Raw genomic sequence first — 20,762 nt, 5'->3', positions numbered from 1 at the left:
CCCCGCTGGTGCGGACTAGCTGCGACAGGCGCGTCACTCGGCCGGCGTCAGCGCCTGGATCGCCGCGGCCACGTACACCAGCGGCGCATTCCAGTTGATCGCGATCTCGTTGCTGGCATAGCTGCAGTCTTGGTCGAGCCACGACAGTGCCGGCAGCTTCGACGGATAACCGCCCGCAGCAGTGCATTCGTCGAGATCCTGCTGGCGCGGGTTCGGTCCGCCCGACAGCAGTCCCGGTACCGGCTCGACGATGCCGTCCGCCTGCGAGGGGCGATGGTGGATGCGCATCGGCGTGCGCAGGCCGTGTCCGGTCACGAACGAGACGCCCAGCGGATTGCGCCCGAGTACGTAGTCCAGCTGCGATTGCGCCGCATCCAAGTAGTCGCGGCGCGCGGTGAGGCGGTAGCCCTGCACCAGCATCAGCGCCTGGTTGAGTGCCTGCGCGCTGCTGCCCCAGACGAAATCCTCCGGGCCCATCGCGATGCGCCACGCGGCTTCGCGCGAACGGGTGGCCAGTCGCTCCGCCAGCGCGTCGATCGCCGCGGCGACGCGCTCGCGGGTCGCGTCGTCCGGCAGCCGGTCGCGATGGCGTGCCAGCGAACTCCAGCCGAGCGCATCGACCTGCGCCCAAGAGGGCACAGCGGGTTCGGCCGCGTGCCGCTCGAATGCGCGCAGGTACGCCGCATCCCCGGTCAGCAGGAACAGTTCCGCCGCCGCCCAGGCGAATTCGTCGGCGAAGCTGTCGTCGCCGTAGGCGCCGGTCGCCACGTCGTCGGGCTGGCGATAGGGTACGTCCGGATGCGCCAGCGCCCACGCCCACGCGCGCTCGGCCGCTTCGCGCATCCGCGCCGGCACCCCGGGGAACTGCGGCTCGAATTCCGCGTACACGCGCGCGGCCTGGGCCATCACCGCTGCGAAATCCAGCGCCGCCGCCGTGCCCTTCTGCACCACGTAGCGACGCTTGCGCGCCGCCCCCGGCATCACCGCGCCGTCGAAGCGCAGGTTGGTGAGCTTGTGGTAGACGCCACCATCGTCCGGATCCTGCATCGCCAACATCCAGCGCAGGTTCCACCAGGCCTCGTCGAGCAGGTCGGGCACCGCATCGCCGCTTTCGGGGATGCCGACGTCGCGGCCGCGGAAGAAGCCGGGGAAGTCCTCCCACGCCGCCAGCAGCGTGTACATCGTGATCCCGGAATTGACCACGTACTTGTTGTAGTCGCCGGCGTCGTACCAGCCGCCCGGCGCGGAGATCACGCTGCCGGCCGGGCGCGTGGCCGAGGCTGCGGAAGCGTGGATCTCGACCTCGGTGTCCGCATGGCCCGCCGCACGCGCATGCCTGCCGGCGTGCGCTGCCTCGAGCGAGGCGCCGGCGCGGTTGAAGTAGAAACCCTTGAGCGCCGCGTCGGCGAGAGCGGCGTAGACCTCCGGCCCGACCGGGAATGGATCCGAAGGCGGCAGTCCCTCGACGCGCAAGCGGTAACGGCCCGGCACGGACAGTCCGGTGAGGTCGGCGATCGCCACCCGGCGCCCGGCCGGCGCCCATTCCGCGGCAGGCGCCATGTCGCCCACCACCACCACGGCGTCGTCCCCGTCGCGCACCACCTCGAAGCGGCGCGCATCCGCGCTTTCCACCACCGCAAGCTTGCCCGCGGCGGGCAGGAATCCGAGCTGGTTGAGCCTGATCGCCGGCGTGGCGGGGTCGCCGCCTGTCGCCTGCCTCGCCAACAGCGACAGCAGGGGCAACGCCGCCAGCGCGAGGGCGCGCAGCAATGGGGAGGGGGTCGTGGGGGGCGTGTGGAGCATGCTCCCGATGCTCATGGCATCGCGCGATGCGCGCAAGCAGCGGGATGCAATCTCACGCAGGTGGGTCCGACGGGGGGAGGACCGATCCGACCGGGTCGACGAAGCCGTCGACCCGGCCGAACCTACGCTTGCTTCCAGCGTTTCCCTGCGGAATAGCTCCTATGGCATCCATCCGTGGAGCCGACGCGACCACACGGGTGCCACATTCCGCGATGTCCCCGGGCCACGCAATGGGTCAAACCCGGCCTGCGTGGTCAATATTGCTGACGACTTCAATATATCTTCCTTCTATTCAAATGGTTGTGATTGGTTGTCAACGAAGGTAGACAAGCGTCGTCAGTATCATTGACGTGTCAGAATTGCTGACGGAGCGGGTTTGCCCGGGCGCGTAGTCTTCTCGCAGGACCATGGAAAGAGGCATGGAATGAAGCTCAGTACACGCATCCGCACCGCACGGGTGCGCGCCGGCATGTCGCAGGCGGACCTGGCCGGGGCGCTCGGCGTCAGCCGCAGCGCGGTGGGCAACTGGGAAAGTGCGAAGGGACGGGTATTCCCGTCCACCGAACGGCTTTCGGAACTGGCCATGGCGACCGGCGTGTCCTACGAATGGCTGGCGACGGGTCGCGGCGCGCCGCAGGCGCCGAGCGACGGCATCCCTGCCGCGGACGCCGAGTTCGTGGACGATCCGGTGGAACGTCGCCTGCTGGAGGCGTTCCGCGCCTGCAACGAGCAGTTCAAGCAGGCGATCCTGACCGTGCTCGAGGCGCAGGCGCCGCAGCGACCCCGGCGCCAACGCCCGGGCGGCTGAACCTGCCGTCCCTGCCGTCGTCGCGGCTTACAGCGTATGGACCACGAGCGTCCGCCAGAGCCCGACCAGCGCCATCGCCAGCAACACGACGAAGGTCAGCAGCGCGCCGCTGAAGCGGCCGAACGAATAGCCCGACGAGCCGCCGAGCCCGATGGCGTGCAGCACGCGCCCGGCAAGCAGGGCCGCGCCGAACGCCCACAGCAGCGCGGCACCCACGCCGGACAGTTCCAGCAGCGCCAGCATCAGCAGCGCCAGCGGCACGTACTCGGCGAAATTGCCGTGCACCCGCACCCTGCGGGCCAGCGCTTCGTCGCCGCCGGTGCCGACGCCGATGCGCGTCGTCCGGCGGTGCAGCACCACGCGCGTCGCCAGCGCGACGTACACCACCACATGCAGCGAGGCGAACAGCAGGGTGATGCGCGGGATCATGCCTGTGCGTCCGCGCGCAACGGGCGCGCTGCCAGCCGCGCGACCTGGTGGATCGCGGTGAACCGGCCCCTCTCGTCTCGCGCCAGCTGGGCCAGCGCGATGCCGGGATCATGGGTGAGGAACAGATGCACGTCGCGCGCCAGCTTGTCCTCGAGGAAGGCCTGCTTCTCGTCGACCAGCAGTTCCGGGCAGCGATCGTAGCCCATCGTGATCGGCACGTGCACCCACGGCAGGCCTGGGACGAGGTCGGCGCAGAACACCACGCCGCCATGCGGTTGGTCGTCGCGCAGGTCGGGGCCGAGGATCTCGGCCAGCATCATCCCCGGCGTGTGGCCGTCGCTGTAGTGGAAGCGCACCGCGTCGCCGAGCGCAGGTGTGCGCTCGCCGTCGACGAACTCGATGCGGCCGCTGGCCTCGAGCAGGCCCCGCAACTCGGGGATGAAACTGGCGCGGTCGCGCGGATGAGGATTGCACGCGCGCGGCCAGTGGCGCCGGGACAGGACGAAGGTCGCGTTGGGGAACAGCAGTTGCGGCGCCGTGTCCGCCGCCCACGGCGCGAGCAGGCCGCCGGCATGGTCGAAGTGCAGGTGGCTGAGCACCACCACGTCGATGTCGGTGTGGTCGAAGCCGGCCGCGCGCAGCGAGTCCAGCAGCACGTGCCGGTCTTCGGCGACGCCGTAGCGCGCGCGCATGTCGGGGGCGAAGAACGCGCCGACACCGGTCTCGAACAACACCGTCCTGCCGTTGAGTGGCGTCGCCAGCAGGCCGCGCGTCGCCAGGCGGATGCGGTTGGACGCATCGGGCTCGGCCCACTTCGTCCACATCGTGCGCGGCGCATTGCCGAACATCGAGCCGCCGTCGAGCCGCTGCGAGTTGCCTTCGATCGACCACAGTTTCATGGCTGGATGTCCGACTCCGGATGGCAGAGCTGACGCATCTTCATTCCCGCGACGGCACGGATCCCGTGTCGCCGCTTCCACCTACGCACGACTCCGGCCGGCAAGCGCTCCGTGCCTCGCGGGACCTGCAGCCCCCAGCAAGGATACCCACCCACGCGTCGTCGCAACACGCCGGACTCCATCCGCGCGTGCAACGCGCTCAACGCGCCTTTGCGCCTACAGGCTCCACCGCCGCCTTGCCGACCGGGTTGCGCGGATCGCTGCCGCCGTGCAGCGTATTGTCGGCCAGGTTCCACTCCACGGTCTGGAGGTTGCCCCAGACGTGGCTGGAGCCGCGTCCGCCCGCAGCCTCGTCGCCCGGCAGCTTCAGGGTGTGCCCGCGCGCCTGCAGCGACTGCGCCACCTGCGGCGTGAACGCACCGCTTTCGGCTTCGATCACGTCGGGCATCCATTGCTGGTGGTAGCGCGGCAGCGCGCTCACGGCCTGCGCGTCGAGCCCCGTGTCGTAGCCGAGAATCCCGAGCAGCACCATGGTGATGATGCGGCTGCCGCCTGGCGTGCCGAGCACCGCCACCTTGTCGGGCGAGTGCATGAACGTCGGCGTCATCGAGCTGAGCATGCGCTTGCCCGGCGCCGGCGCGTTGGCGTCGTAGCCCATCACGCCGAAGGCGTTGGGCGTGCCCGGCTTCAGCGCGAAATCGTCCATCTCGTTGTTGAGCAGCACGCCGGTGCCGGGCGGCACCAGGCCGGAACCAAACAGCAGGTTCACCGTCTGCGTCACGGCGGCGCGGTTGCCTTCGGCGTCGATGATCGAGAAGTGCGTGGTTTCCTCGTCCTCCAGCGGCGTCTGCTCGCCCGAGAGCAGGTCGCTGGGCGTGGCGCGGGCCGGATTGATCGTGGCGCGAAGGCCGGCGGCGTAATCGGGACTGGTCAGCAGTCGTTGCGGCACCTTCACGAAGTCCGGATCGCCGAGGTAGAAGGTCCGGTCGCGGAAGGCGCGGCGCATCGATTCGGCCACCAGGTGCACGCGCAGCGGCTCGTCGAGCTGCTGCAGGTCCCAGCCGGAGAGGATCTGCAGCATCTGCGCCAGTGCGATCCCGCCCGAGGACGGCGGCGGCGCGGTGACGATGTCCCAGTCGCGGTAGCGGAAGCGGACCGGCTCGCGCTCCTTCACCGTGTACGCGGCCAGTTCCTCCCCGCTCCACTGCCCGCCTTCGGCGTTGACACCGGCGACCAGCTTGTCCGCCACCTCGCCGCGGTAGAAGCCGTCGAAGCCATGCTCGGCCAGCAGCTCCAGGGTGCGCGCGAGCTCGGGCTGGCGGAACACGTCGCCCTCCTTCGGCGCGGCGCCGCCGGCAAGGAACACCGCGCGCGTGCCGGGATAGCGCTCCATCACCTCGCGCCGCTGCTGGTAGCCGCGGGCGAAGCGCGCATAGACCGGGAAGCCGTCGCGGGCGATGCGGATCGCCGGCGCCAGCGAGGTCCGCAGCGGCAGCTTGCCGTAGGTCTGCGCGACGTGCACGAACGCGGCGGGCAAGCCCGGGATGCCCGCCGCCCAGGGGCCGTTGACCGCGCGGTCGCGATCGAACCCGCCGTCGGCCGTGAGGTAGCGTTCCTGGGTGGCCGCGGCCGGCGCCATCTCGCGCGCGTCGACGAACACGTCCTTGCCGGTCTTCGCATCGTGCAGCAGGAAGAACCCGCCGCCGCCGAGTCCCGACGAGATCGGCTCGACCACCGACAGCACCGCCGACACCGCGATGGCCGCGTCGAAGGCGTTGCCGCCGGCGCGCAGGGTCTCGAAGCCGGCGTCGGTGGCCAGCGCATGCGCCGAGGCGATGGCGGCGCCGGGCGGCGGCGCGGGAGGCGTGCGCGACTCGCGTGCGGACAGCGGCGCCACCCACAGCAGGCAGGCGAACAGGACGGCGAAGGACTTGCGGCTCATGCGGACTCCTGCTGCAGGCGGCGCAGCTTGGCGAGCAACTGCGGCTCGGACTCGGGGTGTTGCGGATCCGGATCGATGCATTCGACCGGGCACACCGCCACGCACTGGGGTTCGTCGAAATGGCCCACGCATTCGGTGCACAGCGCCGGGTCGATGACGTAGATCGTGTCCCCCTGCGTGATCGCCTTGTTCGGGCAGACCGGCTCGCAGACGTCGCAATTGACGCAGAGCTCGTTGATCTTCAGGGACATGCTCACATTGTATGCGCTGCGCCACGGTGGCCCCGTTCCATTCCCGGAACGGCGTGCGCGGCAGAGGATGGCGTCGGCGGTCGCGGAGTCGGAATGGGGCCTGTTGCGGGAGCCAGTGCGCCGCAGGCACGTGTCGGCAGCGTCCGGGAAAGTCGCTGAATCCGCGCCTGCGCGGGGATGACCACCCCGGCATCCACGCCCGCGCAGGCGTGGATCGGGACCGCGACGTCCCTGGATCCCCCCGTGCGCTGGGATCACGCTCCGGCCGCCACGGCCGCCTGCGCGGGCGTGGGGACGACGGCGACGTCGTTCCGGAAGCCACGTCCGCGCTACGGGCGTGGGCCGATGGCGACGTCCCTGGATCCCCGCTGCGCGGGGATGACGTTCCGGCGGCCACGCCCGCGCTGCGGGCGTGGGGGACTACTGCTACGTCGCTCTGGATCCCCGCTGCGCGGGGATGACGTTCCGGCAGCCACGCCCGCGCTGCGGGCGTGGGGGACTACTGCTACGTCGCTCTGGATCCCCGCTGCGCGGGGATGACGTTCCGGCAGCCACGCCCGCGCTGCGGGCGTGGGCCGTCACGTCACTTGGCTTCGACGAAGACGTACTCGACGCCGGCCGGCTCCACCGCCGCCTTCACCCGGTCGGTATTGGCGGTATCGCCGATGTAGACCACGCGCACGCCCTTCATCGTGTTCGGGGTGACGCCCTCGAACGCGGACACCACCAGGTCGGCGGTCCTGGTCGGATCGAGGCCGGCGTACGCCAGGATGTTGCCCTTCACGATGCCGCGCGCGACATCCGACTTGGCCTTGTCGAGCAGGCGGTTGTGCGCCTCCGGATCTTCCGCGTTCTCGGTGGCGGGCACCCAGTACACGAAGGGCTGGTTGGTGATGCCTTCCATGTGCCGCGGCACCTGGTCGTTCAGGTAGGCGTGCCAACTGGCCTTGTCGTCGGTGGTCGGCGCCGCGACCGGCGCCCGCTCGACCGGCGCGGCCTCTTCCTTCTTGCATGCCGCCAACGGCAGCACCAGGCAGGCCGCCAGCGCCAGGCTCTTCATCAGGTTCATGGTGTTACTCCGAGGGTAGGTGTGGGGATGGACGATATCAGCCTGCGTCGCGTCGCCACTCGGCCTGCAGGGCCTCGGCCACGGCGGCCGGGACGAAACCGGACACGTCGCCGCCCAGCCGCGAGATCTCGCGGACCAGCGACGAGGAAATGAAGCCGTATTGCTCGGCGGGGGTCAGGAACAGGGTTTCCACTTCGGGAATCAGGTGGCGGTTCATGCTCGCCATCTGGAACTCGTACTCGAAATCGGACACCGCGCGCAGGCCGCGCAGCAGGATGCCGCCGCCCATCTCGCGCACGAAATGCGCGAGCAGCGAGTCGAAGCCATGGACCTCGACGTTGGGATGCTGTGCCAGCGCTTCGCGCGCCAGCCGCACGCGCAGCTCCAGCGGCAGCGTCGGGCGCTTGTAGGGGCTCTCCGCCACGCCCAGGATCAGGCGTTCGAACAGGGGCGCGGCACGGTCGACCAGATCGATGTGGCCATTGGTGATCGGGTCGAAGGTACCGGGATAGACCGCGGTGCGGGTGCGGGCCGGGCTCATGGCGTGGCGTTGGCGCAGTCGGTGTCCGGAAGTGGCCGCAGTGTAGCAGCGCGGCCCGCCACCGTTCAGCCGGCGCGGCGGTACAGCGCATGGCGCGTTTCGCGGGTCGTGCCCTCGCGATGCAGCCGCCAGTCCGCGCCGGGTACGATGCTGCGTTGCAGCGGAGTCTCGAGGTACAGCCACGCGCGCCCGGCCGTCCACGCATCCAGTTGCGCCAGCACCCCTTCCCACAGGTCCGCCGCGAAGGGCGGATCGACGAACACGATGTCGAAACGCCCTTGCAGCGGCGCGCGCAGGAACGCGATCGCATCGGCCTGGACCACCGTCGCCGCCTCGCCGCCCGGCAAACGCGCCGCGGTCGCGCGCAGCATCTCGCACTGGCGCGGATCGCGCTCGAGCAGCAGCGCCTCGCGCGCCCCGCGCGAGAGCGCCTCGAAGCCGAGCGCGCCGCTGCCGGCGAACAAGTCGAGCACGCGCGCGCCGGGCAGCGCCGGCTGCAACCAGTTGAACAGCGTCTCGCGGGTGCGGTCGGAGGTCGGGCGCAGGCCCGTCGCGTCGCCGACCTGCAGGCGCGTGTTGCGCCACTTGCCGCCGATGATGCGGACGTGTCCGGGAGCAGTCTTCATGCGCGCATTGTGCAACGGCCGGCGCGAGTGCCCGCGCGACACGCGCAGGACGTCCCTTCATCCAGTGCGCAACGTATAGTTCCCGGCTCCCCGCCCCAGCCCGCACCACGATGGACGCACCGCAATCCGTACGGATCACGCTCGGGCAGGCCGCCGAACTCGTGTCCGCCATCCTGCGCCAGGCAGGCTTCTCCGCCGCGCACGTGCGCACGCTCACCGAGACCATCGTCGCCGGCGAGCGCGACGGCTGCTCCTCGCACGGCCTGTACCGCACCCTGGTCTGCGTGCACTCGTTGCGGGCCGGCAAGGTGTCCGGCGATGCCGAACCCGTGGTCCACGACCAGGCGCCCGCGATCGTGCGCGTCGACGCCCGGGGCGGCTATTCGCTGCTGGCGTTCGAGGCCGGACTGCCCCACCTCGTCGCCAAGGCGCGGCGCAACGGCATCGCCGCGATGGCCATCAACCGCTGCGTGCATTTTTCCGCGCTCTGGCCCGAAGTCGAGCGACTGACCGCCGAAGGCCTGGTGGCGCTGGCCACCAATCCCAGCCATGCCTGGGTCGCACCGGCCGGCGGACACGCGCCGCTGCTGGGCACCAACCCCCTCGCCTTCGGCTGGCCGCGCCCCGGCGGACATCCCTATGTCTTCGACTTCGCCACCAGCGCGGTCGCGCGCGGCGAGATCGAACTGCGCCGCCGCGCGGGCGCGCCGATTCCCGAGGGCTGGGGCATCGACGCCGAGGGTCGCCCGACCACCGACCCGCAGGCGGTGGTCGACGGTGGCGCCATGCTGACCTTCGGCGGGCACAAGGGCTCGGCGTTGTCGACGATGATCGAGCTGATCGCCGGACCGCTGATCGGCGACCTCACCAGCCTCGAATCGCTGCGCCACGACGACGGCGCGGGCGCGTCGCCTTATCACGGCGAGCTGATCCTCGCGCTCGATCCCGGGCGGTTCCTCGGCGCGGACAGGGGCGTGCACTTCGCACGGGCCGAAGCCTTCCTCGCCGCGTTCGGCCAGAGCGGTGCGCGGCTGCCCTCGCAGCGGCGCTACGAAGCGCGTGCCCGCAGCCTCGCCGACGGCGTACTGATCCCCGCGACACTGCACGCCGAGCTGACCACCCTGCTCGACGACCCCGACGCCCGCCTGCTGCCGGGCTGAACTCAGCCCAGCAGCCAGGCACCGAACATCGGGCCGGCCGAATAGCCCTCGTCCGGCTCGATGCGGATGCGCCAGCCGTCCGCGGGCGGTGCGCGCAGGGACTGCGGCATCGGGTAATCGACATCCACGAAATCGTTCCCGCGCCCGCCATCGAGCACCTCGTGCGCGATGCGCACGCCATCGACCCGGATCGAGAACCGGCGCCGGTGCTCCTCGCCCCAGTAGCGCAGCCGCAGCACGCGCGCCGGGCCCGCGCCGCGCATGGTGAAGGCGACGAATCCCCCGGTGCGCACGTCCCGCCCGGCCCGCCGCCGGTAGGACAGCGCATACGAGCGCCCGCCGGCCTCCAGCGCATGCGCCCGCTCGCTCTCGGCGTCGCCGAGCGCCACGCGATCGAGGCTGTCGCGATCCAGCGCCTGCTCCCGCGCGCGCGCCTCGGCCTGGTGCGCTTTCCAGCGCGAACGCGCATCCGCGTCCAGGCAGCGGAAATAGACGGCATGCCGCCGTCCGTGCAGCGCGTGGAACGGCGCGAAGGCCAGGCCCTGCGGATGCGAGGGCAGGCGCGCCGGCATCCGCCCGCCGGGCTGCACCGGCCCGAACGACTGCTCGATACGGTCGGCCTGCAGCCACGGCTCGACGCCGTCCCAGGGTTCGCTGGCCGGGCCGAGATCGGCGGCCAACACGCAGGGGCCGCGGCGCAGCGAAACCAGGGTCGGGTCGTCGCCGCAGGGTTCCACCCGGAGCGCCAGCCCGAACTCGATTTCGACGCGGTCGCCTTCGCGCCACGGGCCGTCGAGCGTGACGTAGCCCTGCTCCGCCACCGCGTCGCTCGCGCGCCCGTTGCGGACGACCCGCGCATGCTCCGCCCACGAAGGGAACCGCAGGCGGATGCGCGCCAGGCCGTCCGGCCTCGAGGCCGACACCTGCAGCGTCACCCGCCCGCCGTCCGGCACTTCCGACTCCATCCGCAGCGACAGGCCGCGCCCGGGATCGTCGAGCGTCGAGGGGATGTACAGGTTCACCGCCAGGTCGTCGCCGTCGAACCAGTAGATGTCCTGCGAGAACTGCGCGTGGCTCTCCATCCCGGTGCCGACGCAGCACCAGAATTCGCCCTCGGGATCGGAGTAGCTGCGCGTCTCGCCGGTCATCAGCGGCGTCATGTAGGTGTAGCGGCCACCGTCGGGATGCTGCTGCGACAGGATGTGGTTGTAGAGCGCGCGCTCGTGGAAATCGAAGTACCCGGCGTCGCCGGACCAGGCGTGGAGGTAGCGGCCCAGGCGCAGCATGTTGAGCGTGTTGCAGTGTTCGCAGGTCTGCTCGGTGACGTACTTCGAGATCGTATCGGGCGCCTGGAAGTACTCGCGGTCGGAATTGCCGCCGATCGCGTAGCTGTGGTGCCCGGTCACGCGCTGCCAGAAGAACTGCGCCGCTGCGGCGTCCTCCGCGCGCCCCTCGATCTCGTACAGGCGCGCGGACCCGAGCAGCTTGGGGATCTGGGTGTTCGCGTGCAGGCGGTTGAGCCGGTCCTCGCCCGCCACCAGCGGGTCCAGCACCCGGTCGTGGCGGAAGCGCGCGGCGAGCCGCGACCAGCGGTCGTGGCCGGTACGCGCCGACAGTTCGGCCAGCGATTCGGCCATGCCGCCGAACTCGCAGTCCAGCATCCGCTGCATCTGCGCGTGGTCCAGCGGCGCGAGCTTGCGCTCGAGGTAGTCCCCGAGGTCGACGGCGATCGCCAGCGCCGTGTCGTTGCCGCAGTGGCGATGCGCGTCGAGCAGCCCGGCGAAAAGCTTGTGCCAGGTGTAGAACGGCGCCCAGCTGCCGTTGAGGTCGAACGGCAGCGCGCGGATGTCGCCGCGCGAGATCTCATCGAGCACGACGCGACCGGGCTCGATGCCGCCGTCGCCGCGCTTGCGGGTGAATCCGGCCACGTAACCGTCGCCGCCGGCGAGCTGGCAGGCCCGCAGTTCGGCCACGATGTAGTCCACGCGCGACCTGCAGTCCGGATCGTCGCTGCCGGCGTGCATCAGCGCAAGCGCGCTGAGGTAGTGGCCGAGGGTATGGCCGGCGATGGTGTCGCTCTCCCAGCCGCCGTACACCTCGCCCTTCGGGTCCAGCCCGGCCTGCTCGCGGAAGTTGTGCAGCAGCCGGTCGGGGGACAGCCGCATCAGGTAGCCGCGGGTGGCGGCCACGGAATCGGCGAACACCGATGGCAGCAGGCGGACGGTCCCGAACGCCGCCGGGCGCGCGCGGTCGGGGGCGAACGCGGCCACGCGCTGCGGGAAACCGGCCCAGCCCGCGGCCAGGGCCAGCGCGCTCCACGCCAGGAAGCGCCGGCGCCCGCTGTCGGTCGTAGTGTCCATGCAGGTCACGCCCTCAGTGTGCATCGCATCAGTCCGCGTCCACCACCGGCATCGGGCCGTCCGCAAGGCCGCGCGCGGCCTTGGCCTCATGCACCATCCGGCGCACGTCCTCGCGCAGCTTCGCCGCGTCGTAGACGACGCCGTCCTTGATGGTGAAGTCGATGCCGCCGACCCGCTCGACCTTGCCGGTGGCGTCGTTCAACCGGATCGTGCCGGTGCCGAACAGCAGTTTCAGGTCGGCCACGGGATTGCCGCCGACCAGCACCAGGTCGGCCTTGCGCCCGACCCGCAGCGTCCCGGCGCGGTCTTCGCGGCCGATGATCCTGGCACCCATGCCGGTGGCGGCGTGGATCACCTCCAGCGAACTGAAACCGGCCTCGCGCAGCAGTTCCATCTCCTGCACGTAGCCGAAGCCGTACAGGTTGTAGATGTACCCGCTGTCGCTGCCGACGCCGACCAGTCCGCCGCGGTTCTTGTACTCGTTGACGAAGCGCATCCACAGGCCGTAGTTGTGCTTCCAGTCCATCTCCTTTTCCGTGGTCCAGTCGAACCAGTAGGAGCCGTGGTGGCTGCGGCTGGGCCGGTAGAAGTCCCACAGCGCCGGCATCGTGTACTCCGCGTGCCAGCTCGCGTTGGTCATGCGCATCAGGTCGCGGCTGGCCAGGTAGGCCGTGAACGTGGGGCTCAGCCCGAAACCGCGCCCGAGCAGTTCGTCCATCACCGCGTTCCAGCGCCCGGAGCCGGGTGCCGCGGCCTGCTTCCAGAGACGGCCCGCCTCGGCGAAGCGCCGTTGCTCGTCGGTATTGTTGAAGTCGACCGGCCAGTCCTGGAAGCGGCGGTCGGTGAACATCGCTTCGGGCAGCCCGTACCAGTGCTCCATCGAATCCAGCCCGCTGGCCGCGGTCGCGAGCACATTGGCATAGGCCACCAGTTGCTGCGCATGGTGCATGGTCGTGCGCATGCCGATCTTCTCGGCCTCGTCCAGCGCCGCGAACAGCACGTCCTCGTGGATCGAACCGATGAACTTGATCCCGTCGGCGCCGCGCCGGCGCGCGTCGCGCACGGCCTCGCGCGCCTGCGCGGGGGTGTCGATCCCGGGCCGGATGTCGTTGAAGAACGGGTAGACGTCGATCCGGGGCGCGACGATCTCGTTGCGCTCGCTGCGGCGCTTGACGTCGACCAGCCACTCGATCGGCCGGCCGCTGCCGAGCTCGCGCACGGTGGTGACGCCGTGCGCCAGCCAGAGCTTGAGCACGTACTCCGGGGGAACCCCCTGGCCGTCCTCCAGGGTGTGCAGGTGGACATGGGTGTCGACGAAGCCCGGCATCAGGGTGGACCCGGTGGCGTCGATCTCGCGATCGCCCGGCGCCGCGCGTTTCGACGCCTGGATCGCCCCCGGCGCGCCGATCGGGCGGATCTCGGCGATCCGGTCGCGCTCGACGACCACGTCGAACGGGCCCTGCAGCGGCGCGCCCGTGCCGTCGACGATGTCGACATTGCGGATCACCAGCCGCGGGTACGGCCCCTCGCCCGCGTCCCTGGCGGGGATGTCCGCCGCCGAACCGGCCGCCTGTCCCGCCAGTGGCACGACGAACAGCGCGGCGAGAAGCAGCGGATACGCCCCCGAGCGGAATGCAACCACGACACCTCCTCATCAGAAAAAAAGGCGCTTCCCCATGTGAGGGAGTCTGGCCAAGTTGTCGGAAACTGGACCCCGGCTTGCGGGCCGGGTCGTTCCGGGCAATCGCGACCAGAACAGCGGTGAGCCGTGTCCTGGCGCCCGGGGATCGCGGCAAGCAAGACATGGATGTCTTGCGCGCGAGTCAGGGCACGATGCCCTGACCGAGCGGAAAGCGATCCCCGGGCGCCAGGACACGGCGTCGATCCGAAGTCCGGGGAGTTCTCCATCGCCGATCATTTCTCCCCTCACATGGGAGAAGAACCAGAAAAAAGCGGGTCCGCCGTGGAGAGGGGAGCGACTTCCGACCGGCGGCCCGCTGGAAACTTCCGGACGACCCGCCCTCAGAACTTCAACCGCACGCCGAGGAAATAGCGGCGGCCGAGCACGTCGTACACGCCGACATCGGTATTGGCGTCGCCGGCCAGCGCCGTGCCGAGCACCGGCGGGTCGCGGTCGAAGAGGTTGTCCACGCCACCGAACAGCTGCACGTGGTCGTTGATTTCGTAGCTGGCGTTGGCGTCGAAGTACCACGCCCGCGGCGATTCGCTCACCGCGGCGGTGATCCCGGACCGCAGCTCGAAATCGTTGATCATGCGGCCCTGCAGGCGCAGCGACAGCGGCCCGCTGCTGTAGCCGGCCGACAGGTTCACCTTCAGGTCCGGGATCATGATGTTGCCGGTGCCGCCGCCGCAGCCGCCGCCCATGTAGCCGGCGCAGTCGACCTCGCCCTGGTCGGCGATGACCTGCAGCGAGCGCTCGAACAGCCAGCTGGTCAGCAGCAGCAACGATACCCGGCCGTCGTTGCCGCCGATGCCCCACGGCACGCCGAACTGGTAGTCGACCTGGAAGTCGAGGCCGCTGGCCTCGAGCAGCCCGATGTTCTGCAGGGTCGAACGCACGTCGTCGATCTGCCCGTTCGGCAGGCGGACGATGGCGCGGCAGGTGGGCGATGCGGGGTCCAGGCGGCTGAAGCAGTCGGCCAGCATCTGGTTCGCAGCCAGGCTGGTGATCGCGTCCTCGACCTCGACCTGGAAGTAGTCGACCGCGAAGTTCAGGCCCTCGATCGCGGGGATCGAGAACACCGCGCCGGCGGTGAAGGTCTTGGACTTCTCCTCGGTCAGGTCGGGGTTGCCGCCGGTGGTGCGCTCGAAGCCGACCGAACCCTGCGAGAAGTTCGGCAGGTCGGCCGCCGGGACGCCCTGCTGGATGCACAGCTGCTGCTGCGCCGGCGTCGGGTTGGCGGAGGCCACGCAGGGATCCACGCCCGCGGTGAAGCCGCGCGTCTGCGGCGAGTAGAGCTCGTTGAGGTTCGGCGCGCGGATCGCCACGTTGTACGCGCTGCGCAGGCGCAGCCAGTCGCTGGGCGCCCACTCGGCGCCGAGCTTCCAGGTGTTCACCCCGCCGATGGTGGAATAGTCCGAGTAGCGCGCGGCGCCCTCGATCGCCAGATCCTTCGCGAACGCCGCGCCGCTGAGCAGCGGCACCCGGAACTCCGCGAACAGTTCCTTGACGCTGTACTCGCCGGCCATCGGCGAGACGGAGACCGCGCCGTACTCGCCGGAAACGTCCATCGGGCTCGGCTGGAACGCGTATTCGTCCTTGCGGTACTCGGCGCCGAACGCCAGCGACACCGAGCCCGCGGGCAGGTCGAACATCGTGCCGCTGACGGTCGCGCCGGCGACCGTGCGGTCGAAGGTCTCGTAGTGGGCGCGCTGCGGCGTGAGGAACGCCGCCGCGTCCTGGCTGATCGATCCGAGACCGAAGATGCTGGCGGGGACGCATCCCCTGCTCTGGTCGACGCAGACCAGGTCGCCGTTGCCGTCGACGGTCGCGTTCAGGGCCTGCGCCAGGCGCGCCTGGTTGATCTGGTTGTTGTTGGTGGTGTCCGTGCGGGTGCGCTGCTCCTGCACGAAGGCGTCCCAGCGCCACCAGTGCCCGCCACCTGCCTCGAACTCCCCGCGCAGGCCGCCGACCAGGTTGTAGCTGGCGCGATCGTAGGTGTAGAAGCGCGGGCCGAGCTCGTCGGCGCGGCGCCCGGCGCCGACGATGGTCGCCACGCCGTCGCCGTCGGGATCGAAGATGTGCGCGTTGTCCGCGAAGAACTGGCGCACGCGCGGCAGCAGGACCGGATTGTCGGCGTAGTTGGGCACCAGCAGGGTCGAGGACGGCGCGCCCGGCGTCACCGGCGTGAACGAATCCGGCGCCTGCTGGTAGCGGCTCTCCGTCCTGGAGTAGTAGGCCTCGCCGTAGACTTCGACCGCGTCGTTGATCGCGTAGTCGGCGAGCGCCGTGACCTGGGTACGCTCCAGCGGCCGCTGCAGGAAGTTCAGGTCGGCGTAATTGTAGGCGTCCTGCGGGTTGCAGTAGACCAGCGGAGTGCCGCCTTCGCCGAAGCGCAGGCCGGTGACCGAACTGCACGGCCCGCCGGGGGTGAGGTCCACCCCGACCAGCGACGCCATCTGCCCGGAACTCAGGCCGATCCGGGTTCCCGGGATCGAGCCCGAGCCGCCCGGGACGAGCTGGCCGCCGATGGTATCGAGCGGCACGCGGGAGAACTCGCGCCCGCCCTGCAGCACGGGCTCGCGATCGGTACGGCTGATCGACAGCACGGCGTTGCCCCTGTCGTCGGCGAAGTTGCCGCCGATGGTGATGTCGAACTTGTCGTAGGTGCCGTCGCCTTCCGCGGTCTCGCCGCGCGTGTACGTCGCCTCGACGCCGCTGAAGTCCTTGCGCAGGATGAAATTGACCGCGCCGGCGATCGCGTCGGAGCCGTACACCGCCGAAGCGCCGCCGGTGACGATCTCGACGTTCTCGATCAGTGCGTCGGGAATGCTGGCCAGGTCGACCACGCCATCCGAGTTGGCCGGCATGAAGCGCCGGCCATTGACCAGCGTCAACGTGCGCGTCGCGCCGAGGCCGCGCAGGTTCGCGGTCAGCACTCCGGAGCCGCCGCCGTTGTTGACGCTGGAGGTGTTGCCCGCGGCGAGCTGCGGAAACTCGTTGAGCACCGTCTCGATGGTCGCGCTGCCGGACATCTGGATGTCCTCGCGCGTCACCACCGTGGTCGGGCTGGGCGCGCTGAGGTCCTTGCGGATCAGGCGCGAGCCGGTGACGGTGATGGTGTCGAGACTGGTGGTCGTGGTCGCGGCGGGGCCGTCCCCGTCCCCGGCCTCGTCCTGCGCCGCCACTGGCGCGGCCAGCGACACGCTGGCGAGCAGCGCCAGCGACAGGCCGGCGGTCAGCCGCTGCCGCGGAGGCAGTCGGGCCACTCGGGCGGATGGACGGCACAGCTCGCTTCGCGGAATCGAACGCTTCATGACAACCCCCGGTGTTGGATGGATGGCAGCGCCCCCTGCCCCCGACCGCCCGACGGGGCCGGCGACGCGCCCTGGAGGGATGCGGTTTCCGGCATTCCGTTGCCGCCGCCGCGCGGTCGGACACATGGCGCTTCCATGACAGGCAGTCTCGTCGGCCGCGTCCGTGCGGGTCTTGTGCGGAATGCCGAGGTTGCATGCGGAAATCCGCATGATCGTTGTGCGACACAGCAAACGGCGGGCGGCCGTCGACGCACGCGCAGCGACGCTACGCATCCACGGCATCCAGCGTTATGCTGGTGACCGAGCCTCGTTTGATCCCGCAGCCTACGGGGCCCACGGTTCGGCCGGATCGGCGTGGTTTGTGGCGACTTCGGCAGTACTGACGACGATATCCGCATAAATGCTGCCGCCTGCCAGATTACGGAGCCCGCCATGCCCTCGCCCGCCTCGCCCATCGCAGTCCTGCTCTGGCTGCTGTGCGTCCCCGCTTTCGCGCAACCCGTCGAGCCGCGCGCGGCGGACGCCGTCCTGCACGATGTCGACTTCGCCTCCGGAGAGCACCTGCCGCAGGTGCGGATCCACTACCGCACGCTCGGCGAGCCGCGGCGCGACCGCGACGGCCGCATCGACAACGCGGTGATGATCCTGCACGGCACCGGGGGCAGCGGCGCGCAGTTCCTGCAGCCGCGCTTCGCCGATGAACTGTTCGGTCCAGGCCAGCCGCTGGATGCGTCGCGCTACTTCATCATCCTGCCGGACAACATCGGGCACGGCGGCTCTTCGAAGCCGAGCGACGGCCTGCGCGCCCGGTTCCCGCGCTACGACTACGACGACATGGTCGCGATCCAGCATCGGCTCCTGACCGAGGCGCTGGGCGTCGACCGGTTGAACCTGATCCTCGGCACCTCGATGGGCTGCATGCACATCTTCATGTGGGGCCAGACCTGGCCGGAATTCGCGAAGGCGCTGATGCCGCTCGCCTGCCAGCCGACCCGGATCGGCGACCGCAACCGGGTCTGGCGGCGCGCGGCGATGGATGCGATCCGCAGCGATCCGGCCTGGAACGGCGGAGACTACGCGTCCCAGCCACTGCTGGGCCTGCGCACCGCGTCCACGCTGTCGGTGCTGGTGGGCATCGCGCCGCTCAACCTGCATGCGGCGCATCCCGACCGCGACGGGGCCGATGCGTGGTGGGAGGAGCGTTTCGCGGCCGACATCGGCAGCCGCGACGCCAACGACTGGCTGTACCAGCTCGATGCGTCGCGCGACTACGACCCGTCGCCGGGGCTCGAACGCATCACCGCGCCGCTGACCTGGGTGAACTCGGCGGACGACTTCATCAACCCGCCGGAGCTGGGCATCCCCGAGCGACTGCTGCCGCGGATGAAGACGACGCGCTACGTGCTGATTCCCGCATCGCCGGAAACACGCGGACACGGCACGCATACCTCGGCGCGGTGGTGGAAGCAGGAGCTGGAGACGCTGCTCGCACGCAGCGAATGACCCTCGGCCCCGCGCCCGCCGCCATGGCGGGCGCTGGATGCTCAGGGACAGGCCGTCGCGAGCAGGGCGTCGGCCGGATCGGGCGTGTCGACCGCGGACACGTGGTTGAGCGCGATCACCCAGCGGCCGCCGTGCCGGCGCATCAGCCGGGTATTGATGCCGTACTGCGGTTCCGCCTCGCGCGCGAGACGGAACCGGCTGACCAGTTGCGCGGCGTCGTCGGCCAGCCGCTCGATGCGGATGTCGTAGAAGCACAGCGTGCCGCGGCGCGCCGCCGCGCCACCGTAGTCGGCGATGTAGTGGTCCAGCGTGCCCTGCCAGTCCCGCTGGAACCGGCCGCGGGACACGAACACCACGCCGGGATCCTGGAATCCCGCCATGTAGCCCTCGAAGTCGCCGCGATTCCAGGCGTCCTGCATGCCCGCGATCACCTCGCGGATGGCTGCATCCTGCCGCATCCAGTCCTCGGCCCCGGCAACGGGCGTGGCGGCGGCGAGCGTCGCCGCCAGCACGAACGGCACGAACATGGCGCGCGGGCGCATCATCGCCCGGCCGCGCCCGCGGTTGCGGCCTTCGCAGCCTTCGCCTCCTGGATGAAGGCTCGAACCTCCGACTCCAGCATCGGCAGCGGCACCGACCCCAGGTTGAGGATGGTGTCGTGGAACGGGCGCTGGTCGAAGTCGGCGCCCAGTTCGCGCTCGGCCTCGCTGCGCAGGTCGCGGATCGTCTTGTAGCCGAGATAGTAGGACAGCGCCTGCCCCGGCCACGCGATGTAGCGGTCGATCTCGTTGACGATGTCGTGGTGCGCGAGCGCGGTGTTGTCGGCGAGATAGTCGATCGCCTGCTGCCGGCTCCAGCCGTACTCGTGCAGACCGGTGTCGATCACCAGCCGCGCCGCGCGCCACATCTCGAAGGTCAGCCGGCCGAAGTCGTCGTACGGCGTTTCGTAGATGCCCATCCGGGTGCCGAGCCATTCGGTGTACAGCCCCCAGCCCTCGCCGTAGCCGGAGAAATAGGTCTGCTGGCGGAAGTCCGGGCGCGCAGGCGCTTCCAGCGCCAGCGCCGCCTGGAAGCTGTGGCCGGGCGCGCACTCATGCACCACCAGCGCGGGCAGGTTGTACAGCGGGCGCGAGGGCAGGTCGTAGGTGTTGAACAGGCACGAGTCGAGCCCGCCGCGGCCCGAGGTATAGATCGGGGCGATGTCGTCGGGCACCGGCAGGATCGTGAAGCGGTAGCGCGGCAGGGTGCCGACGACGTGCCTGAGCTGACCGTCGACCTTCTTGGCGATCCACGCCGTGTGCGCCAGCAGCTCCTTCGGCGTCCTGGCGTAGAACTGCGGATCCGTGCGCAGGAAATGGATGAACTCCGCGAAGCTGCCTTCGAATTGCGCCTGTTTCATCACCGCCTGCATCTCGGCCCTGATCCGCGCGACCTCGGCGAGCCCGATCTGGTGGATCTGCTCCGCGGTCATGTCGCGGGTGACGTACTCGCGGATCTGCGAGCCGTAGAACCGGCGACCGTCCGGCAGGTCGGCGGCGGCCGTGGTGGTGCGCGTACGCGGCAGGTACTGCTCGCGCATGAACGCCAGCAGCGTGGCGTAGGCCGGGACCACCTGCCCCCGCACCACCTTGCGGCCTTCCTCGCGCAGTTGCGCGCGCACCGGCTCCGGGATCGTGGCCGGGATGCGATCGAAGGTCGCCAGCAACGGATTTCCCTCGCCGTCCAGGGTGTAGGGTTCGATGGTCTTGTCGCGACCTTCCACCGAGGAACGCGGCACGCTCCAGCCGCGCGCCAGGCCCGCCTCCATGTTGGCGATGTTCTCGTCGAAGTAGCGCGGCACGTCCGCCAGCCGGGCGATGAAGCGCCGCCAGTCGGCCTCGGTCTGGTACGGCTGTCGTGGATTCAGCCCGCCCCAGAAGAACGTGTCGCTGTTGAACGGCGCTTCGTAGGTCCGCCACTGGGCGCCATTGAGGTGGGCCTCGACCGCGGCGCGGAACACGGCCGCATTGACCCGCTCCTCGCGCGAGAGCTCGGCGACCGGAATCGCGTCCAGGTCCTCGAGCGCGCGCTTCCAGTAGGCGGCGCGGCGCGCCCAGGCCTCCGGCGTCACCGAAGGCAGGCCGTCGCCCTCCTGCCAGCGCCCGTCGACCTTCTCGCGCACGAACTCCTTCTGCCGCCACTGCCACTCGTCGGTGTACAGCGCCCTGAGTTTCGCTTCCGAGGCGTTGGCCGGCTCGGCGATCTGCGGGGCGGCATCCTGCGCATACGCGGGTGCGAGCGCCCCGATCGCGAGCGAGAGCGTCACTGCCAGGGCGGACAAGGCGGGGCGGATACGGCGTAGGGCGGACATCAGGACCTCCTGCGTGGTTCGTT

The 20,762-nt window shown here is 70.3% G+C and carries 16 protein-coding genes; 3 read left to right on the top strand and 13 right to left on the bottom strand.

Features of this window, described 5'->3' with window-relative positions:
* Window positions 1-33: 33 nt before the first annotated feature.
* Window positions 34-1,803 carry a glycoside hydrolase family 9 protein gene (locus JMO03_RS12985; RefSeq protein WP_202843964.1) on the bottom strand — a complete coding sequence of 590 codons (1,770 nt, stop codon included), beginning with the start codon at window positions 1,801-1,803 and terminating at the stop codon, window positions 34-36.
* Window positions 1,804-2,227: 424 nt separating this feature from the next.
* On the opposite strand from JMO03_RS12985, the gene JMO03_RS12980 reads away from it, so the two are divergent.
* The gene (locus JMO03_RS12980) at window positions 2,228-2,611 is read left to right on the top strand and encodes a helix-turn-helix transcriptional regulator (RefSeq protein ID WP_202843963.1); all 384 of its coding nucleotides are present in this window, start codon (window positions 2,228-2,230) and stop codon (window positions 2,609-2,611) included.
* A gap of 27 nt (window positions 2,612-2,638) precedes the next feature.
* On the opposite strand, the gene JMO03_RS12975 is transcribed toward JMO03_RS12980, so the two are convergent.
* From JMO03_RS12975 to rsmD, 7 genes are all read right to left on the bottom strand, one after another.
* A complete protein-coding gene (locus tag JMO03_RS12975; protein WP_202843962.1) occupies window positions 2,639-3,040 on the bottom strand; it encodes an MAPEG family protein in 402 nt (133 codons plus the stop codon).
* Complete coding sequence (locus tag JMO03_RS12970) at window positions 3,037-3,939, bottom strand: MBL fold metallo-hydrolase (protein WP_202843961.1); 903 nt, start codon at window positions 3,937-3,939, stop codon at window positions 3,037-3,039. Before JMO03_RS12970 ends, JMO03_RS12975 begins: the two co-directional genes overlap by 4 nt.
* A 199-nt stretch (window positions 3,940-4,138) precedes the next feature.
* Complete coding sequence (gene ggt / locus JMO03_RS12965) at window positions 4,139-5,881, bottom strand: gamma-glutamyltransferase (protein WP_202843959.1); 1,743 nt, start codon at window positions 5,879-5,881, stop codon at window positions 4,139-4,141.
* Window positions 5,878-6,132 carry a YfhL family 4Fe-4S dicluster ferredoxin gene (locus JMO03_RS12960; RefSeq protein ID WP_202843957.1) on the bottom strand — a complete coding sequence of 85 codons (255 nt, stop codon included), beginning with the start codon at window positions 6,130-6,132 and terminating at the stop codon, window positions 5,878-5,880. Before JMO03_RS12960 ends, ggt begins: the two co-directional genes overlap by 4 nt.
* Window positions 6,133-6,715: 583 nt before the next feature.
* The gene (locus JMO03_RS12955; RefSeq protein WP_202843951.1) at window positions 6,716-7,201 is read right to left on the bottom strand and encodes a hypothetical protein; all 486 of its coding nucleotides are present in this window, start codon (window positions 7,199-7,201) and stop codon (window positions 6,716-6,718) included.
* A gap of 37 nt (window positions 7,202-7,238) precedes the next feature.
* A complete protein-coding gene (gene coaD, locus JMO03_RS12950) occupies window positions 7,239-7,742 on the bottom strand; it encodes a pantetheine-phosphate adenylyltransferase (RefSeq protein ID WP_202843949.1) in 504 nt (167 codons plus the stop codon).
* Window positions 7,743-7,807: 65 nt separating this feature from the next.
* Window positions 7,808-8,368, bottom strand: a complete 561-nt coding sequence (rsmD, locus tag JMO03_RS12945; protein ID WP_202843947.1) for a 16S rRNA (guanine(966)-N(2))-methyltransferase RsmD — start codon at window positions 8,366-8,368, stop codon at window positions 7,808-7,810.
* Between the two features lie 110 nt (window positions 8,369-8,478).
* Between rsmD and JMO03_RS12940 the strand changes: the two genes are divergently transcribed.
* Entirely contained in the window at window positions 8,479-9,528 is a 1,050-nt protein-coding gene (locus tag JMO03_RS12940; protein WP_202843946.1) for an Ldh family oxidoreductase, read from the top strand.
* Between the two features lie 2 nt (window positions 9,529-9,530).
* Here JMO03_RS12940 and JMO03_RS12935 read toward each other — a convergent pair whose 3' ends face one another.
* From JMO03_RS12935 to JMO03_RS12925, 3 genes are all read right to left on the bottom strand, one after another.
* Entirely contained in the window at window positions 9,531-11,888 is a 2,358-nt protein-coding gene (locus JMO03_RS12935; protein WP_425491847.1) for a beta-L-arabinofuranosidase domain-containing protein, read from the bottom strand.
* A 28-nt stretch (window positions 11,889-11,916) separates the two neighbouring features.
* Window positions 11,917-13,530 (bottom strand): amidohydrolase family protein, encoded by a 1,614-nt coding sequence (locus tag JMO03_RS12930; protein WP_202843944.1) that lies wholly within the window; start codon window positions 13,528-13,530, stop codon window positions 11,917-11,919.
* A 380-nt stretch (window positions 13,531-13,910) separates the two neighbouring features.
* A complete protein-coding gene (locus JMO03_RS12925) occupies window positions 13,911-16,838 on the bottom strand; it encodes a TonB-dependent receptor domain-containing protein (protein ID WP_202843943.1) in 2,928 nt (975 codons plus the stop codon).
* A gap of 480 nt (window positions 16,839-17,318) precedes the next feature.
* Here JMO03_RS12925 and JMO03_RS12920 point away from each other — a divergent pair, with 480 nt between their 5' ends.
* Window positions 17,319-18,389 (top strand): alpha/beta fold hydrolase, encoded by a 1,071-nt coding sequence (locus tag JMO03_RS12920; RefSeq protein ID WP_202843942.1) that lies wholly within the window; start codon window positions 17,319-17,321, stop codon window positions 18,387-18,389.
* Window positions 18,390-18,430: 41 nt separating this feature from the next.
* Here the strand turns inward: JMO03_RS12920 and JMO03_RS12915 are convergent, their stop codons facing one another.
* Window positions 18,431-18,931, bottom strand: coding sequence for a YybH family protein (locus JMO03_RS12915; protein ID WP_202843940.1), 501 nt, complete (start codon window positions 18,929-18,931; stop codon window positions 18,431-18,433).
* On the bottom strand, window positions 18,931-20,739 hold the full coding sequence (locus JMO03_RS12910; protein WP_202843939.1) for a DUF885 domain-containing protein: 1,809 nt from the start codon (window positions 20,737-20,739) through the stop codon (window positions 18,931-18,933). Before JMO03_RS12910 ends, JMO03_RS12915 begins: the two co-directional genes overlap by 1 nt.
* Window positions 20,740-20,762: the final 23 nt, after the last annotated feature.

Origin of the sequence: Luteimonas saliphila (assembly GCF_016774335.1) — a bacterium.
Classification (GTDB): domain Bacteria; phylum Pseudomonadota; class Gammaproteobacteria; order Xanthomonadales; family Xanthomonadaceae; genus Luteimonas; species Luteimonas saliphila.
Note: the sequence above shows the minus strand (reverse complement) of the source record. Positions and strands in the feature narration are given on the sequence as shown.

Bases quoted from the DNA above. Each gene is read 5' to 3' on its own strand.
- coaD (WP_202843949.1), bottom strand. From the start codon at position 7,742: ATGAGCCCGGCCCGCACCCGCACCGCGGTCTATCCCGGTACCTTCGAC.
- JMO03_RS12970 (WP_202843961.1), bottom strand. From the start codon at position 3,939: ATGAAACTGTGGTCGATCGAAGGCAACTCGCAGCGGCTCGACGGCGGC.
- JMO03_RS12960 (WP_202843957.1), bottom strand. From the start codon at position 6,132: ATGTCCCTGAAGATCAACGAGCTCTGCGTCAATTGCGACGTCTGCGAG.
- JMO03_RS12910 (WP_202843939.1), bottom strand. From the start codon at position 20,739: ATGTCCGCCCTACGCCGTATCCGCCCCGCCTTGTCCGCCCTGGCAGTG.
- JMO03_RS12975 (WP_202843962.1), bottom strand. From the start codon at position 3,040: ATGATCCCGCGCATCACCCTGCTGTTCGCCTCGCTGCATGTGGTGGTG.
- JMO03_RS12935 (WP_425491847.1), bottom strand. From the start codon at position 11,888: ATGGACACTACGACCGACAGCGGGCGCCGGCGCTTCCTGGCGTGGAGC.
- JMO03_RS12985 (WP_202843964.1), bottom strand. From the start codon at position 1,803: ATGCTCCACACGCCCCCCACGACCCCCTCCCCATTGCTGCGCGCCCTC.
- JMO03_RS12955 (WP_202843951.1), bottom strand. From the start codon at position 7,201: ATGAACCTGATGAAGAGCCTGGCGCTGGCGGCCTGCCTGGTGCTGCCG.
- JMO03_RS12920 (WP_202843942.1), top strand. From the start codon at position 17,319: ATGCCCTCGCCCGCCTCGCCCATCGCAGTCCTGCTCTGGCTGCTGTGC.
- JMO03_RS12940 (WP_202843946.1), top strand. From the start codon at position 8,479: ATGGACGCACCGCAATCCGTACGGATCACGCTCGGGCAGGCCGCCGAA.
- ggt (WP_202843959.1), bottom strand. From the start codon at position 5,881: ATGAGCCGCAAGTCCTTCGCCGTCCTGTTCGCCTGCCTGCTGTGGGTG.
- JMO03_RS12915 (WP_202843940.1), bottom strand. From the start codon at position 18,931: ATGCGCCCGCGCGCCATGTTCGTGCCGTTCGTGCTGGCGGCGACGCTC.
- rsmD (WP_202843947.1), bottom strand. From the start codon at position 8,368: ATGAAGACTGCTCCCGGACACGTCCGCATCATCGGCGGCAAGTGGCGC.
- JMO03_RS12980 (WP_202843963.1), top strand. From the start codon at position 2,228: ATGAAGCTCAGTACACGCATCCGCACCGCACGGGTGCGCGCCGGCATG.